This window comes from Streptomyces curacoi, assembly GCF_001513975.1.
In the GTDB taxonomy this organism is placed as follows: domain Bacteria; phylum Actinomycetota; class Actinomycetes; order Streptomycetales; family Streptomycetaceae; genus Streptomyces; species Streptomyces curacoi.
In genome coordinates, this window is record NZ_KQ947985.1 from 889480 (window position 1) to 905180 (window position 15701).

Genomic DNA, 15701 nt, shown 5'->3' on the forward strand with positions numbered 1-15701 from the left:
ATGCTCCTCACGATCGACGTAGGCAACACCCACACCGTCCTCGGCCTCTTCGACGGCGAGGACATCGTCGAGCACTGGCGCATCTCGACGGACGCCCGCCGCACGGCCGACGAACTGGCGGTCCTCCTCCAGGGCCTGATGGGCATGCACCCGCTCCTCGGCGAGGAACTGGGCGACGGCATCGACGGCATCGCCATCTGCGCGACGGTCCCCTCGGTCCTCCACGAACTGCGCGAGGTGACCCGCCGCTACTACGGCGACGTCCCCGCCGTCCTCGTCGAACCGGGCGTGAAGACGGGCGTGCCGATCCTCACGGACAACCCCAAGGAGGTCGGCGCGGACCGCATCATCAACGCGGTGGCGGCGGTCGACCTCTACGGCGGCCCGGCCATCGTCGTCGACTTCGGTACGGCGACGACGTTCGACGCGGTCAGCGCGCGCGGCGAGTACATCGGCGGTGTCATCGCCCCTGGCATCGAGATCTCCGTCGACGCACTCGGCGTCAAGGGCGCCCAGCTCCGCAAGATCGAGGTGGCCCGCCCGCGCAGCGTGATCGGCAAGAACACCGTGGAGGCGATGCAGGCCGGCATCATCTACGGCTTCGCCGGCCAGGTGGACGGCGTGGTCAGCCGCATGGCCCGCGAACTGGCGGACGACCCCGACGACGTCACCGTCATCGCCACGGGCGGGCTGGCGCCGATGGTCCTGGGCGAGTCCTCGGTCATCGACGAACACGAGCCGTGGCTGACGCTGATCGGCCTGCGCCTGGTCTACGAACGCAACGTCTCCCGCATGTGACTCCGCCGGCCGGGCCGGGGGACCTGCCGCCGCCCGCTGACGGGTTGCTCGGCGCCGCGGCCGACCGGGGGTGGGTCGCGGCACGACTGCCCGCGGCCGGGCGGCAGGACGCACACCCCCCGGCACGGCTTGCGCACGCATCCGAGTGGCTCCCCGCGCCACACCAGCTCCCTACGCCGCGTTTGTCTGATTAGCGCGTATCGTCGCCGCATGCCCACGCCATACGGATCCCGCGGCGGCATGGCGTTCGGCGTGGAGGAGCTGCGTGTGCTCCGCCGCGCTCTCGCTCTTGCCCTTCACCCCAGCCCCGCCTCGGCCGAGGACGTCCAGGAGTGTCTCCACCTCGCCGAGTCGCTCGACGAGGCGATGCGCGAGGGCGCCCGGCTGCGTGCTTTCTTGGTGGCCGACCTGGCCCGCTACCGCGCCGCCCTCCCCGGTGCCACAGCCGGCTACCTCACCCTCCTGGAGGAGGTCCTCGACGCCGGGCACCACCCGAGCCCCGACGACCTCGCCGCTCTGCACGCGCTCCGCGCCAACCCCACCGCGGCCGCCCTCCTCGACCGCTGCCAGACCTTGGCCACACCGACCGTTCCCGCGGCCCGCACGCGCCTCCTGGCCCTCCCCGGCGGCCTCTCCGGCCATTCCCCCGGCACCACGGTCGACCTCCCCGCCCAGCCCACCGGCCAGGAGCCCGCCAAGCAGCCGCGGAAGAAACCCGCCGAAAAGCCGGCCGCGCCCAAACCCGGCCCCGGCCCCGAGTCCACACCCGCCGCCCCGAGGCCGAGCCGCCCCATCCCCACCCCCGGCGAGGTCTTCCCGCGCCGCAAACCGACCCCGCCCCCCGCGAACCCGCCCCAGCAACTCGCCGCAGGCTGAGAGCAGCCGCAGAGGCTCCCCGGCGGCCCCCCGACACGCGCCCCGGCCCTCGCGGGCCGGGCAGCGCGGCCCCACCGCCTCTCCACCCTCACCGCCACCCCACCCCACACCTCACCCCAATCCACCCCAACCCGGCCCCGGCCGCGCCCCACCCCCTGGCTACCCTGGACGCATGGACTACGTCTCCGCACTCCTCCCCCCGGCCGTCATGGCCGTGTTCTTCATCGGTGTGATCAGGGTGATCGTGAAGACCCAGGGCGGAGCCAACAAGGCCAAGGAGGACGCGGCCGTCGACGCCGCCCTCGCGCGCGTGGAGGGCACCCGTCAGGCCCCCGCGAACCCGGACGCCTGACCCCGACGCCTGACCCCGACGCTCCGCGGCGTACGACTCCCAGCCCAGCGCTTTGCGAGTCGTACGCCCTTTTTGTCGCCATTTGTCAGGTAAAGCGCACGTCCGGCACGCCAACATCGAGATCTCCCACTATTGTGCTGAGTTGTGCCTCGCCCATTGGGAGAACTCGAAGACGCGGTCATGACGCGGGTGTGGAAGTGGAACCGCCCGGTGACCGTTCGAGAAGTCCTGGAAGATCTTCAGCAGGAACGGTCCATCGCCTACACCACGGTGATGACCGTTTTGGACAATCTCCATCAGAAGGGCTGGGTGCGCCGCGAAGCGGAAGGCCGGGCCTATCGATATGAGGCAGTCTCCACGCGGGCCGCCTACGCCGCCGCCCTCATGAACGACGCCTGGTCGCAGAGTGACAACCCCGCCGCCGCACTCGTTGCCTTCTTCGGCATGATGAGCGACGAACAGCGCCGGGCCCTGCGAGACGCCGTACGCATCGTCCAGGGCCCGGAAACGCCGGAACCCGCGGAACCCCCCGATACCCGCCGCGTTACGAGCACGGATACGAGCAGCGCCGATACCGGCACCGATACGCCCACGGATACCGACCGTCAGAACCCCGGCTCGGCGCGGGAGCCCGGCGGGCGATAGCGTCCGCTCATGTCAGCAGAGAGCCACTCGGCCGAGACCCCCGCGGCGGAGAGCCCAGAAGTCACCGCAAAAGCCATCACCGTCCGGCGGGCCCGCACCAGCGATGTCCCGGCGGTGCGTCGTCTCCTTGACGAGTACGTCCGGCGTCGCATCCTGCTCGACAAAGCCACGGTGACGCTTTACGAGGACATCCAGGAGTTCTGGGTCGCGGAACGGGACGACAACGGGGAGGTCGTCGGCTGCGGCGCCCTGCACGTGATGTGGGAAGACCTGGCGGAAGTGCGCACTCTCGCCGTGAAGCCCGGCCTGAAGGGCGCCGGCGTCGGCCATCAGTTGCTGGAGAAGTTGCTGCACACCGCGCGCTGGCTCGGCGTTCGCCGGGTTTTCTGCCTGACCTTCGAAGTGGACTTCTTCGGCAAGCACGGCTTCGTGGAGATCGGCGAGACGCCGGTTGACACCGATGTCTACGCGGAGCTGCTCCGTTCCTATGACGAGGGCGTGGCGGAGTTCCTCGGTCTCGAACGAGTGAAACCGAACACCTTGGGCAACAGCCGGATGCTTCTGCATCTGTGATCGCCGGCCTCTATTCCGGCGGACGGCCCTGCCCGGGTGCCCTATGTCCGAAACGCGCATGTTTCCGGGCCGTGGGCGGGCTGTGGGTCTCTCCCGGGGGTTTGTGTTTTTCCAGCAAAAGCGGTTTGCTTTCCGACGTACTGCAGTACTGCATATAACAGGGGACGGTGAAACGGCGGACGCCGCAGACCCCCGGCCCTCAAGTTATCGATGAAAGGAAATCCGGTGGCACAGAAGGTTCAGGTCCTTCTTGTCGACGACCTCGACGGCGGCGAGGCGGACGAGACCGTGACGTTCGCGCTGGACGGCAAGACGTACGAGATCGATCTCACGACTGCCAATGCGGACAAGCTCCGCGGCCTTCTCGAGCCTTACGTGAAGGGCGGTCGTCGTACCGGAGGCCGCGCTTCGGGTGGGCGTGGAAAGGCGCGCGCCGCTTCCGGTGGCAGCCAGGACACCGCGCAGATCCGCGCGTGGGCAAAGGAGAACGGTTACGAGGTCAACGACCGCGGCCGGGTTCCCGCGTCCATTCGCGAGGCATACGAGAAGGCGAACGCCTGATCTACGGACAGCCCGACGGCTGTGCGCACACGCGTCGCAGCCGCAGGCGGTGGCAGTGCGTTGCCACCGTGTCCAGCACCCGCACGAGATCGGGGGCGCTTCCACCGCCCCCCAAGGCCGACAGCGTCGGCAGCGAGGCCTCGACCTCGCCCCCAGGCTCGGGGGGCCGCAGCCACACGGCGGCCCCCTGCACGGCAGCGGAGCGGCCCCGGGGAAGCAGCCGCACCCCGCCGTGCCCCGGCAGGCCAGGACGCCGTACGGCCCCCTTCGGTCCGGGATCGACGGGGTGCCGTACGTCCGCGGCGGCGGCCGGTCCGGCCCGTTCGAGCGGCCGTACCGCCATGGCCGGTCCCTGATCGGGTGGCAGCGGCGCCTCCATGAGGTCGCCCTCGCCCAGCGCCGTCAGGTCCAGGGGCAGGGCGCCCCACTCCAGCCAGTCCAGCACCCCCGGCACCTCCTGTGCGCTGCCCGCGGCCACGAGCAGCCGCAGCCGGTCGCCCCGCACGGCCACCGGAGAGCCCGGCGTCAGATGGCGCAGTGCCGCGCGGCCCGCCTCGGCCGGAACGTCCAGGACGTCGAAGCGCAGACCCACGCGAAGGCTCAGCGGGGAGCCGGGCGGCCCGGGCACCACGGGCCAGCCCAGTTCGTTCTCGTACCACCGCCGGACCTGATCGCTCGGATCGAGCGGCCGACGGGGAAGGGGGAGCGCTACGACGTCCGTGGTGATCGCGGGGCGAGGGCCGGCCATGCATGGTGCAACCACCGAAAGGGCGTACGGGTTACGCTGGGTGTCTTTGTGGATGCGTACAGTGCCGAGCGAGGGGGCGTGCGGGGGTGTGAGGTGGCGCAAGGTTGTTCGCCCGTAGCGGAGGGAACCGGGGGGCGCGGCATGGAGTGTCAGTCCCAGCGGGTAAGACATCCCTAGTGGGAGGGGGCGACACGCAGGCAAGGGGCGTCTCACGTTCGCCATCGGCGTACTGATGGTGAGGGTAACCACCTGGCCTGCGGGAACATCGTCTCGCACCATCGGGTTGGAGCAGATGTCGGCGTTAGCGGGGTCAGGAGGCCATCGACGGTGTCGGCAGTTGGAATGAGCGGTCCCCGCTTGCGGGACTAAGCTGCGGAAGGACAGGGAGGGGAAGTTCCCCCCACTGCCTGACCGCTCTGAGGAGCGATTAACGATGTTCGAGAGGTTCACCGACCGCGCGCGGCGGGTTGTCGTCCTGGCTCAGGAAGAAGCCCGGATGCTCAACCACAACTACATCGGCACCGAGCACATCCTCCTGGGCCTGATCCACGAGGGTGAGGGTGTCGCCGCCAAGGCCCTTGAGAGCCTCGGGATTTCGCTCGAGGCGGTCCGCCAGCAGGTGGAGGAGATCATCGGCCAGGGCCAGCAGGCCCCGTCGGGTCACATCCCCTTCACCCCCCGTGCCAAGAAGGTCCTGGAGCTGTCGCTCCGCGAGGCCCTTCAGCTGGGCCACAACTACATCGGCACGGAGCACATCCTGCTCGGCCTGATCCGCGAGGGCGAGGGCGTCGCCGCCCAGGTCCTGGTCAAGCTGGGCGCAGATCTGAACCGGGTGCGGCAGCAGGTCATCCAGCTGCTCTCCGGTTACCAGGGCAAGGAGACCGCCGCCGCCGGCGGGCCTGCCGAGGGCACGCCCTCGACGTCCCTGGTCCTCGACCAGTTCGGCCGGAACCTCACCCAGGCCGCTCGTGAGTCCAAGCTCGACCCGGTCATCGGGCGCGAGAAGGAGATCGAGCGGGTCATGCAGGTGCTGTCCCGCCGTACCAAGAACAACCCGGTCCTGATCGGTGAGCCCGGCGTCGGCAAGACCGCCGTCGTGGAGGGCCTCGCCCAGGCCATCGTCAAGGGCGAGGTGCCCGAGACCCTCAAGGACAAGCACCTCTACACCCTGGACCTCGGCGCGCTGGTCGCCGGCTCCCGCTACCGCGGTGACTTCGAGGAGCGCCTGAAGAAGGTGCTCAAGGAGATCCGCACCCGCGGCGACATCATCCTGTTCATCGACGAGCTTCACACGCTGGTCGGTGCGGGTGCCGCCGAGGGCGCCATCGACGCGGCTTCCATCCTGAAGCCGATGCTGGCCCGTGGTGAGCTGCAGACCATCGGTGCGACCACGCTGGACGAGTACCGCAAGCACCTGGAGAAGGACGCGGCCCTTGAGCGCCGCTTCCAGCCCATCCAGGTCGCCGAGCCGTCCCTGCCGCACACGATCGAGATCCTCAAGGGTCTGCGTGACCGGTACGAGGCCCACCACCGCGTCTCCATCACCGACGAGGCGCTGGTCCAGGCCGCCACCCTGGCCGACCGTTACATCTCGGACCGCTTCCTCCCCGACAAGGCGATCGACCTGATCGACGAGGCGGGCTCCCGGATGCGTATCCGCCGGATGACGGCTCCGCCGGACCTGCGCGAGTTCGACGAGAAGATCGCCGGTGTCCGCCGCGACAAGGAGTCCGCGATCGACTCGCAGGACTTCGAGAAGGCCGCCTCTCTCCGCGACAAGGAGAAGCAGCTCCTGGCCGCCAAGGCCAAGCGGGAGAAGGAGTGGAAGGCCGGCGACATGGACGTCGTCGCCGAGGTCGACGGCGAGCTGATCGCCGAGGTCCTCGCGACCGCCACCGGCATCCCGGTCTTCAAGCTGACCGAGGAGGAGTCGTCCCGCCTGCTCCGCATGGAGGACGAGCTCCACAAGCGGGTCATCGGCCAGAACGACGCCGTCAAGGCGCTGTCGAAGGCGATCCGCCGTACGCGTGCCGGTCTGAAGGACCCGAAGCGTCCGGGTGGTTCGTTCATCTTCGCCGGCCCGTCCGGTGTCGGTAAGACCGAGCTGTCCAAGGCGCTCGCCGAGTTCCTCTTCGGTGACGAGGACGCGCTGATCTCCCTCGACATGTCGGAGTTCAGCGAGAAGCACACGGTGTCGCGTCTCTTCGGTTCGCCCCCCGGCTACGTGGGCTACGAAGAGGGCGGCCAGCTGACCGAGAAGGTCCGCCGCAAGCCGTTCTCCGTCGTCCTCTTCGACGAGGTGGAGAAGGCCCACCCGGACATCTTCAACTCGCTGCTGCAGATCCTGGAGGACGGTCGCCTGACCGACTCCCAGGGCCGGGTCGTGGACTTCAAGAACACGGTCATCATCATGACGACCAACCTCGGCACCCGGGACATCTCCAAGGGCTTCAACCTGGGCTTCGCGGCCTCGGGTGACACGAAGACCAACTACGAGCGCATGAAGAACAAGGTGTCGGACGAGCTCAAGCAGCACTTCCGCCCCGAGTTCCTCAACCGCGTCGACGACGTGGTGGTCTTCCCGCAGCTGACCCAGGCCGACATCCTGCGGATCGTCGACCTGATGATCAGCAAGGTGGACGAGCGCCTGAAGGACCGTGACATGGGCATCGAGCTCGCCCAGTCCGCCAAGGAGCTGCTCGCGAAGAAGGGCTACGACCCCGTTATGGGCGCCCGGCCGCTGCGCCGGACGATCCAGCGCGAGATCGAGGACTCGCTGTCGGAGAAGATCCTCTTCGGCGAGCTGCGCCCCGGTCACATCGTGGTCGTGGACACCGAGGGCGAGGGCGAGGCCAAGACCTTCACCTTCCGCGGTGAGGAGAAGTCGGCACTGCCGGACGTCCCGCCGATCGAGCAGGCGGCCGGTGGAACGGGGCCGAACCTGAGCAAGGAGGCGTAAGCCTCACCAGCTGAAGGGGCCGGTGCTTTCGAGCGCCGGCCCCTTTTGCGTTGCCGTCACTCACCCCACGACGATCTCCGCGTCAGGGAAGACGTCCGTGTACCACTCGGCCCGAAGTACTTCGACACCGGGCATTCGCGGGGCGTCGTCGATCCAGTCCAGCACCGAACCCGCCCAGGACAGATGCAGATCGGTGAGCCGTGTGCTGGCGAGCGGCGACAGGTCACTGATCGCGGGACAGCGGTCGCTCATGCGGCCCGCTGAAGCGGATCCAGGGCCGTGGCCCGAGCCGGGGCAGGGCCTGGACCTCGGCGCCCTCCCGCACCGTGAGGACGACGTCGGTGGCGCTGACATGTGCGAGGACCTCGTCGGCTCTTGCGGGGGGCCGCGCGCTCCTCGTCTGCCGTCGCCTCCAGGCTCAGGCAGGCGACTTCGAGGGGCCAGCGGTCGGGAGAGTCGCGCAGGTCGATGCCGTAGATGGTGATGTGGTTGTGCTGCTGCTCGACATGGCGCAGGTAGCGGTGCTCGAACGCGGTGTCCCGGGCGAAGGGGCGCGGCGTGCGGGCGGTCAACTCGTCGACCCTGGCCATCAGTTCGGACTGCACGCGGCTCTGCTCGACCAGGGTCCGGGTCACGAACGTGGAGCGGCGGTGAAGAACTCCAGGATGTGCAGGCCGTCGGGGGGCGTGGCGTGGCGGTGCAGCTTCCGGGCGAGTCCGCGATTGCCCAGGCGTACGGCCTGGACGTCGTCCATGTCCAGGTCGCCCAGGGCGAGCAGCCGACGGGCCAGGGTGTCGGTCACGGCCGCTTCCTCGTCGGGCGGGAACGGCCGCTCGCCGGGTGAGGCCACGGCCTCCGCAATCAGCTTGCCGGCGAGTCTGCGGACCTCCGCCTCCCCGAGGGTGCGCTTCTCGCCCCGGAAGGACACGAGATGCGACAGGCGTACGGGCTTGTCGACCAGGCCGGCGCCGGGCGCATCCTGGACGAACAGCTGTCTCACCAGCGGGCCGACCAGGCTGGACACCAGTCGGCCGCCGAGTACCGCGGGCTCCATTCGCCTCACCCCCGTGATCGCGCGAACGGGGGTGAGGCTACCGGGAGTTGACGGGACCGGTCAGGAGAGCTGGCCGTCGTAGTCAGGCAGCTTGTAGGTCTTCTCGGCGTGGCCGCCGGACAGGTCGGTGGCGCTGTTGCCGATGTTCGCGATGATCGTGTAGCCCTTGGACTCGATGTCGGCGCGCTGGGCCGTCTTGTACTCGGCGACGTTCTTGAAGAGGTCGAGGAAGCTCCGTACATAGAGGCCGGAGACCTGGTAGCCGACGTGCTCCAGGTTGTAGTCGGTCACCGAGTAGATGATGCCGGGGCGGGCGGTCACGAAGAACAGGGAGACGCCGTGCTCCTGGGCGTACTCGGCGACCTCCAGGACCGGCTGGTTGGGCGGCTGCGGGTAGCTGAAGCCGAAGTCCGTCTCCAGGGTGGTGTTGTCGATGTCGAAGACGATCGCCTGCTTCTCACCCGGCTTGGTGTTCGCGATCCGCTGCTTCAGATAGGGCAGCGCCTGGTCCATCACCGCCTGGCAGTCCTTCTGCCAGGTGTCGTAGTCGACATCCGCCGAGGACACTGCCGTGGTGGTGGCGGTCGAGGCGGCGGGGGAGGCGCTCGTCGCTGTCGTGGCGGCTTCGGCGGGGACCGCGAGGGCCACGAGGGCCGCCGCTGAGGCGGTGCTGACCGCGATTCGGCGTGCCCAAAGGCGAAGCGTCATGTGGGGGGTCCTCTCACGTCACGTGCGCTGTGGTTGTCGCGTGCATGTTCGTGCGCAGGGATGGCTGGTGGGGAACCAGCTGGTTACCGGACGGTAGCTCAAGTTGAGGTGTCCATCACAGACCGGCGACGGCATTCATTACCGAAGGCGGAGGGGGGCGTAGCGCCCGTCACATTCCGGGGTTCCGTGATTGCGCTCAGCGGTGACATGCCGCACAGGCGATTTGTCCGCTACTAGCGGGAATAGTGGAAACGGCCCCTGGGGCAAAACGGACTTCTGTCACGGAATCCGTCCGGCGGATTGGGTATCTGTGCCTATTCGTCCCTAATGCGGGCTCTGTCAAGATGCAGGGATTTTTGTGGCGGAGTACTAGCGTCCGTCGTAGATAGCGGGTTTTGGGGTTCGCCCGGACGGGGGTTACCAAGGGATGGCCATCCGGCGACCGCTTCGTGCGTCGGGTGGTTTTCTCTGCCGTCGTCCCCGTGAGGTTTCGAATGTCCCCGCGCTTCTCGTTCCGTTCGTCCCGTACGTCCTCGTTCCGCAACCGTGCCGCTGTGCTGGCCGCCGGCCTGGGGGCCTCGGTCGTACTGGGCGCCGGGGGCGCGGTCGCCGCTGAGATGACCTCCGCCACCGGCGTCTCCACCGCCGTACAGGCGCAGAGCGCCGCGGTGAAGAAGGCCGCCGCCAAGAAGGCCGCCTCCTGGGTGAGCCCGGTGAAGAAGTACACGAAGACCGCCAGCTTCGCGCAGGCCGGCGCCAGGTGGCAGTCCACCCACAGCGGGCAGGACTTCGCCGTGCCCAGCGGCACCCAGGTCGTGGCCGCGCACGGCGGCACCGTCGTCAAGGCCGGCGGTAACGGCGCCGGTGACGGTCCCGCGTACGGCAACGCCGTCGTCATCAAGCACGGCAACGGGGCCTACTCCCAGTACGCCCACCTGTCGCGCATCGACGTGAAGGTCGGCCAGGTCGTCAAGACCGGTCAGCAGATAGCCCGGTCCGGCAATACCGGCAACTCCAGCGGGCCGCACCTGCACTTCGAGATCCGTACCACCGCCAACTACGGCTCCGCCGTCGACCCGGTGGCCTTCCTGCGGGCCAAGGGTCTGACCGTCTGAGACGCCTGCTGTCTTGGGCGCCTGACCGTCTTGGATGCCTGACCGTCTGGGACGCCGAGCCGTTCAGGCGCCCTTGTGTGCCTGGGTGACCAGGTCCGTGGCGACCTCGAGGATTGCCTTGCGCTTCTCCTCGGGGTCGCCTTCGACGTCCTTCAGTACGAACATCCCGGCGTGCATCGTGAACAGGGCGCTGATGCAGCGGACCTGGTCGACCAGGTCCGCGTCCGGATCGATGATGATGTCGCGCATGCCGAGCATCCGCTCCTTGAACATCTCGCCGATGCTCAGCTCGCGGACGGTCGCCTGGTTCTCCTGCATGAAGCGGAAGAGCGGGGCCGCGTCGGTCAGGGTCTGGCTGTAGCGGCGGATGATCTCCTGCTTGGTGTCGAGGGTGTGCGGCTGCTGTCTGCCCCACTCGATCAGGTCCTCGATCGGCTTCGTCAGGTCCTCGAAGAGGCTGACGATGATCTCTTCCTTGGTCTTGAAGTGGTAGTAGAGCGCCGCCTTCGTCACGTCCAGACGCTCGGCGATCTCGCGCAGGGAGGTCTTCTCGTAGCCCTGCTCGGCGAAGAGTTCGAGGGCCACGTCCTGGATGCGCTGGCGGGTGTTCCCGCGGCGCCGCTGTTTGGTGCCGTCCATGGTGCCGCCCATCCTCGCGCTACTCGGCTTTCCGGAAAACTTACTTGACGACCGGCTAGTTACGCCCCTACCTTCCCGGAGTGTAGACAACTTGCCGGGCGGCAAGTAAGTAGCTGGGGGAGTGGGAGTCATGGCGGACACACAGGCCGTGGACATGGAGGCGGAGCCAGGAGCGGGACCACCGGGGGCCGGGCCGACAGCCGGACAAGGCGCCGGGTCGGCAGCCGGACAGGGCTCCGGGCAGGACGCCGGGAAGCAGCCCAAGAGCGTGCGGGTCGTGCTGCTCGCGCTGATGATCACGATGATGCTCGCGATGCTCGACAACATGATCGTGGGCACGGCGATGCCGACGATCGTGGGTGAGCTGGGCGGGCTGGAGCATCTGTCGTGGGTCGTCACGGCCTACACCCTGGCGACCGCGGCCTCCACTCCGCTGTGGGGCAAGCTCGGTGACATGTACGGGCGCAAGGGCGTCTTCATGTCCTCGATCGTGCTCTTCCTGATCGGGTCCGCGCTGAGCGGGATGGCCCAGGACATGGGGCAGCTGATCGCGTTCCGGGCGGTTCAGGGGCTGGGCGCCGGCGGACTGATGGTCGGTGTCATGGCGATCATCGGTGATCTGATTCCGCCGCGGGAGCGGGGCAAGTACCAGGGCATGATGGCCGGTGTCATGGCGCTCGCGATGATCGGCGGGCCGCTGGTCGGGGGCACGATCACCGATCACTGGGGCTGGCGCTGGGCGTTCTACATCAACCTGCCGCTCGGTGTCGTGGCGCTGGCCGCCATCAGTGTGGTGCTGCATCTGCCGAAGAAGCGGGCGCAGGCGCGGATCGACTATCTGGGCGCGGCGCTGCTGACCGTGGGGATCACCTCGATCGTGCTGGTCACCACGTGGGGCGGTACGGAGTACGCCTGGACGTCCGCGGTGATCATGGAGCTGATCGGGATCGGGGTCGCCGCGCTCGTGGGGTTTGTGTTCTGGCAGACCAAGGCTGCGGAGCCGGTGGTTCCGCTGCATATCTTCCGTAGCCGGAACTTCACGCTGATGTCCGTGATCGGGTTCGTCACCGGGTTCGTGATGTTCGGTGCGACGCTGTTCCTGCCGCTGTACCAGCAGTCGGTGCAGGGCGCGTCCGCGACGAACTCCGGGCTTCTGCTGCTGCCGATGCTCGGGGCGATGCTCGTCACCTCGATGGTCGCCGGGCGGGTGACCACGAACACCGGGCGGTACAAGGTGTTCCCGGTGTTCGGCAGTGTGGTGATGGTCGTCGGGCTGTATCTGCTGTCGTTGATGGACACCGGGACCAGTCAGTTCACGTCCGGTGTGTACATGGCTGTGGTGGGCGTCGGTATGGGGTGTCTGATGCAGATCACCATGCTGGTCGCGCAGAACAGCGTCGAGATGAAGGACATGGGCGTCGCGTCCTCGTCCGCCACGCTCTTCCGTACGCTCGGGTCCTCGTTCGGGGTCGCCGTGATGGGGGCGCTGTTCAACAGCCGGGTGCAGGACGTCATGGCCGAGCGGGCCGGGGCGCTGGGGGCGAAGGTGACCGAGCAGTCGGCGCAGTTGGATGCGGCGAGCCTGGCGAAGCTGCCGGAGGCGGCGCGGGAGGCTTATCAGCAGGCGGTGTCCGCGGGGACGCACTCGGCGTTTGTGCTGGGGGCCGTGATTGCCGTGCTGTCCCTGGTCGCGGCTGTGTTCGTGAAGGAGGTGCCGCTCAAGGGGGCGGGGCCCAAGGGTGACGCTGCCTGAGCGGGTGGTGATGGGGAGGTCCTCGGGTGATGTGCCGGCCCGGGGGCCTTCCCTTTTTGGTTTCCTCGCCCCCGCCGCCCCTACCCGTCCCATCCTCCAGGGGCGCTGCCCCTTCGACCCCGTTCCCTGGGGGCCTGCGGCCCCCAGACCCCCGCTGTCGGCCCTGAAGGGGCCTCGTCCTCAAACGCCGGACGGGCTGAGATTGCCGGGGCCGGCGCCGGGAGTGGTCGCCGTCGGGGTGTGCGTCCCCAGCGGGTGGGTGGGGGTTGGGGATGGTGTGCCCTTGTCCTCGTGCGCTGGATGGGCTGGGATTGCCGGGGCCGGCGCTGGGGAGTGGTCGCCGTCGGGGTGTGCGTCCCCAGCGGGTGGGTGGGGGTTGGGGATGGTGTGTCCTCGTCCTCGTGCGCCGGATGGGCTGGGATTGCCGGGGTCGGCGCTGGGGAGTGGTCGCCGTCGGGGTGTGCGTCCCCAGCGGGTGGGTGGGGCTGGGGATGGTGTGCCTTTGTCCTCGTGCGTTGGATGGGCTGGGATTGCCGGGGTCGGCGCTGGGAAGTGCCCAGGGGCTGGGGATGGTGTGCCCTCGTCCTCGTGCGCCGGGCGGGCTGGGATACGCGGCCGGTGTTGTCAGTGCCCCATGTCACCATCGGTCGCATGGACAGGATGCGGCAGTTGCGGCTGGCCAAGGACGCCATGGATCGGGACTGGGCCGATCCCGGGCTCGATCTGGACGCCGTCGCTGCGCATGCCGGGTATTCGCGGTATCACTTCGTGCGGCTCTTCAAGGCGGCGTACGGCGAGACGCCGGGGCAGTATCTGACGCATCGGCGGATCGAGCGGGCCGAGGAGTATCTGCGGGGGGCCAATCTGACCGTGACGGAGATCTGCCATCTGGTCGGGTTCAGCAGCCTCGGTACGTTCTCGGCGCGGTTCAAGGCGCGGACCGGGCTGACGCCCAGCGAGTACCGGGACAGGCATGTCGGACGCGGCGCCTCGTTGATACCGGGGTGCTACGCGATGCTGTGGGCCGGGGGCTTCCGGCGCCGGGCGGCGCAGGGGCAAGGGCAAGGGCAGGAGAGCAACTCTGGAGAAGCGCGCTGACGGGGCCTCTGCCTACCGTGACGGTCAGGAACAGCAGCCGGAGCACGGGAGGCGTCGTCATGATCAAAGGGCTGGGCATCACCACCGTATGGACGTTTGACCAGCAGCGCACCAAGGCGTTCTTCACCGAGAAGATCGGCTTCGAGGTGCGGAATGACCTCTCCATGGGCGATATGCGGTGGGTCACCGTGGGCGCCAAGGACCAGCCGGATGTCGAGCTCGCGCTGATGAGCCTCGATGGGCCCGGCCTCGATCCCGAGTCCTCCGAGGCGTTGAAGAAGCTCGTCGGGAAGGGGGTCATCGGGGCCGGGGCGTTCCGGACCGACGACTGCCGGGGGGACTACGAGACCTTCAGGGCGCGCGGGGTGGAGTTCATCCAGGAGCCGCAGGAGCGGCCGTACGGCATCGAGGCGATCTTCCGTGACGACAACGGCAACTGGTACTCGCTGACCGAGCGGAGCGAGGAGCTCGACTTCTCCAAGTCGTTCGGGTGAGCCCCAGCCCCCCGGGCGGCCGCTACGGCAGCATCGGGTAGCTCCCCGTGTTCGTCGGGGCGTGCTCCGGGAGCCACAGGACGGCCACCGCGCCCTCCGACGGGACGTGCTCCGGGGCGCCCGCGGGGCGGATGTTGCGGAAGGTCAGGCGGGCGCCGAGGACTCGGGCCTGACCTGCCGCGATCGTCAGGCCGAGGCCGTGGCCGTGGCCCGAGCGGTCGCTGCTGCCCGTGCGGAAGCGGCTGGGGCCCTCCGCGAGCAGGTCCTCGGGGAAGCCGGGGCCGTGGTCGCGGACCCGGATGACCCGGCCCTCGACGGTGACCTCGATGGGCGGCCTGCCGTGCCGCGCGGCGTTCGCCAGCAGGTTGAACAGCACCCGCTCCAGGCGGCGCGGGTCGGTCGTGACCTCCGACTCGTGGACGACCCGCACCTCGATCTCCGGGTCCTTCGCCGCGACCCGTCGGCTGACGAACTCGCCCAGCATGATGTCCTGCAGCTCGGCCCGTTCCGAGGCGCTGTCCAGCCGGGCCACCTCCAGGACGTCCTCGACGAGGGTGCGCATGGCCTTCGCCCGGTCCAGGACCAGTTCGGTGGGCCGGCCGGGGGGAAGGAGTTCCGCCGCCGTCAGCAGACCCGTCACCGGCGTGCGCAGCTCGTGCGCGATGTCCGCCGTGACCCGGCGCTCCGCCTCCAGCCGTTGCTGCAGCGCGTCCGCCATCGCGTCCACCGCGCTCGCGAGATCGTCGGTCTCGTCCCGTACGACACCCCCGATGGCGTCCCGCACCCGGACGTCCGGCTCCCCGCTCGCGACCTGGTTCGCCGCGGCCGCCGCCTTGCGCAGCCGGCGCGACAGCTGCCCGCCGATCAGCACGCCGAGCGCGCTGCCGCCAAGAACCACCGAGATGGAGCCGATGATCATGGCCTGGTCGAGGCGGTTGAGGATGTGCTCGCTGCGGTCGGTCCAGCCGGTGCGCAGCGACAGGACATGCCCGTTGTTGAGCGGTACGGCCGCCCAGATGTCGGGCGCGCCGGTCGGTGAGTCGGTCACGTACGTCGCCCGCCGGCCCTCCTCGACCTTCTCCCGCAGCGCCGCCGGCAGCTCCGGGTCGTCGATCGTGGCGTTGGGGAAGTTCAGCCGTTTGGACTGCTCGTAGCTGCGCTGGGCGATCAGGATGCGTTCGTCCGCGAGGTCGCGCGCGCTGTCCAGCATGGAGACCCGGGCCTGGTTGTGCACGACCAGGCTGAGCACGATCGCCACGAGCGCGCCGACCAGCGCGATCGCCGCGCTCAGCTTCCACCGCAGCCCCGTGCGAATGGCCACCCGGCCG

Annotated in this window: 16 protein-coding genes and 1 pseudogene; 11 read left to right on the forward strand and 6 right to left on the reverse strand. The window is 69.0% G+C overall.

All coding sequences use genetic code 11. The features are described from left to right. From AQI70_RS09535 to AQI70_RS09560, 6 genes are all read left to right on the forward strand, one after another. Nucleotides 1-798: a type III pantothenate kinase gene (locus AQI70_RS09535; RefSeq protein WP_003999087.1), complete on the forward strand. Its 798-nt coding sequence runs from the start codon at nucleotides 1-3 to the stop codon at nucleotides 796-798. Between the two features lie 240 nt (nucleotides 799-1038). Then, complete coding sequence (locus tag AQI70_RS09540) at nucleotides 1039-1674, forward strand: hypothetical protein (RefSeq protein WP_062146368.1); 636 nt, start codon at nucleotides 1039-1041, stop codon at nucleotides 1672-1674. A gap of 172 nt (nucleotides 1675-1846) precedes the next feature. Then, entirely contained in the window at nucleotides 1847-2026 is a 180-nt protein-coding gene (locus AQI70_RS09545; protein ID WP_062146370.1) for a hypothetical protein, read from the forward strand. 180 nt (nucleotides 2027-2206) lie between these two features. Continuing rightward, a complete protein-coding gene (locus AQI70_RS09550) occupies nucleotides 2207-2671 on the forward strand; it encodes a BlaI/MecI/CopY family transcriptional regulator (RefSeq protein ID WP_062146372.1) in 465 nt (154 codons plus the stop codon). A 9-nt stretch (nucleotides 2672-2680) separates the two neighbouring features. Next, complete coding sequence (locus AQI70_RS09555) at nucleotides 2681-3244, forward strand: amino-acid N-acetyltransferase (protein WP_062146375.1); 564 nt, start codon at nucleotides 2681-2683, stop codon at nucleotides 3242-3244. Between the two features lie 225 nt (nucleotides 3245-3469). Further along, nucleotides 3470-3805, forward strand: a complete 336-nt coding sequence (locus AQI70_RS09560) for a histone-like nucleoid-structuring protein Lsr2 (RefSeq protein ID WP_007498879.1) — start codon at nucleotides 3470-3472, stop codon at nucleotides 3803-3805. A 1-nt stretch (nucleotide 3806) separates the two neighbouring features. Here the strand turns inward: AQI70_RS09560 and AQI70_RS09565 are convergent, their stop codons facing one another. After that, nucleotides 3807-4553, reverse strand: a complete 747-nt coding sequence (locus AQI70_RS09565; protein WP_062146377.1) for an SCO3374 family protein — start codon at nucleotides 4551-4553, stop codon at nucleotides 3807-3809. Between the two features lie 433 nt (nucleotides 4554-4986). Between AQI70_RS09565 and AQI70_RS09570 the strand changes: the two genes are divergently transcribed. Further along, on the forward strand, nucleotides 4987-7512 hold the full coding sequence (locus tag AQI70_RS09570; protein ID WP_062146379.1) for an ATP-dependent Clp protease ATP-binding subunit: 2526 nt from the start codon (nucleotides 4987-4989) through the stop codon (nucleotides 7510-7512). A gap of 60 nt (nucleotides 7513-7572) precedes the next feature. Here the strand turns inward: AQI70_RS09570 and AQI70_RS09575 are convergent, their stop codons facing one another. From AQI70_RS09575 to AQI70_RS09590, 3 genes and pseudogenes are all read right to left on the reverse strand, one after another. After that, nucleotides 7573-7764: a hypothetical protein gene (locus tag AQI70_RS09575; RefSeq protein ID WP_062146381.1), complete on the reverse strand. Its 192-nt coding sequence runs from the start codon at nucleotides 7762-7764 to the stop codon at nucleotides 7573-7575. Between the two features lie 128 nt (nucleotides 7765-7892). Next, nucleotides 7893-8566 (reverse strand): annotated as a pseudogene (locus AQI70_RS37200) (NACHT N-terminal Helical domain 1-containing protein); the annotation flags it as partial. A 60-nt stretch (nucleotides 8567-8626) separates the two neighbouring features. Then, nucleotides 8627-9274: an HAD family acid phosphatase gene (locus AQI70_RS09590; RefSeq protein WP_062146386.1), complete on the reverse strand. Its 648-nt coding sequence runs from the start codon at nucleotides 9272-9274 to the stop codon at nucleotides 8627-8629. A 494-nt stretch (nucleotides 9275-9768) separates the two neighbouring features. On the opposite strand from AQI70_RS09590, the gene AQI70_RS09595 reads away from it, so the two are divergent. Further along, nucleotides 9769-10389, forward strand: coding sequence for a M23 family metallopeptidase (locus tag AQI70_RS09595; RefSeq protein WP_062146388.1), 621 nt, complete (start codon nucleotides 9769-9771; stop codon nucleotides 10387-10389). 63 nt (nucleotides 10390-10452) lie between these two features. Here the strand turns inward: AQI70_RS09595 and AQI70_RS09600 are convergent, their stop codons facing one another. Continuing rightward, nucleotides 10453-11040, reverse strand: coding sequence for a TetR/AcrR family transcriptional regulator (locus AQI70_RS09600; RefSeq protein WP_062146390.1), 588 nt, complete (start codon nucleotides 11038-11040; stop codon nucleotides 10453-10455). A gap of 118 nt (nucleotides 11041-11158) precedes the next feature. Here AQI70_RS09600 and AQI70_RS09605 point away from each other — a divergent pair, with 118 nt between their 5' ends. The 3 genes from AQI70_RS09605 (at nucleotide 11159) to AQI70_RS09615 (ending at nucleotide 14373) form a co-directional block, all read left to right on the forward strand. Next, entirely contained in the window at nucleotides 11159-12781 is a 1623-nt protein-coding gene (locus tag AQI70_RS09605) for an MDR family MFS transporter (protein ID WP_079051214.1), read from the forward strand. A 660-nt stretch (nucleotides 12782-13441) separates the two neighbouring features. Beyond that, on the forward strand, nucleotides 13442-13879 hold the full coding sequence (locus tag AQI70_RS09610) for a helix-turn-helix transcriptional regulator (protein ID WP_062146592.1): 438 nt from the start codon (nucleotides 13442-13444) through the stop codon (nucleotides 13877-13879). A gap of 59 nt (nucleotides 13880-13938) precedes the next feature. Then, the gene (locus AQI70_RS09615) at nucleotides 13939-14373 is read left to right on the forward strand and encodes a VOC family protein (protein WP_037887083.1); all 435 of its coding nucleotides are present in this window, start codon (nucleotides 13939-13941) and stop codon (nucleotides 14371-14373) included. A 22-nt stretch (nucleotides 14374-14395) separates the two neighbouring features. Here AQI70_RS09615 and cseC read toward each other — a convergent pair whose 3' ends face one another. Next, a complete protein-coding gene (gene cseC / locus AQI70_RS09620; protein WP_244181534.1) occupies nucleotides 14396-15694 on the reverse strand; it encodes a two-component system sensor histidine kinase CseC in 1299 nt (432 codons plus the stop codon). Nucleotides 15695-15701: the final 7 nt, after the last annotated feature.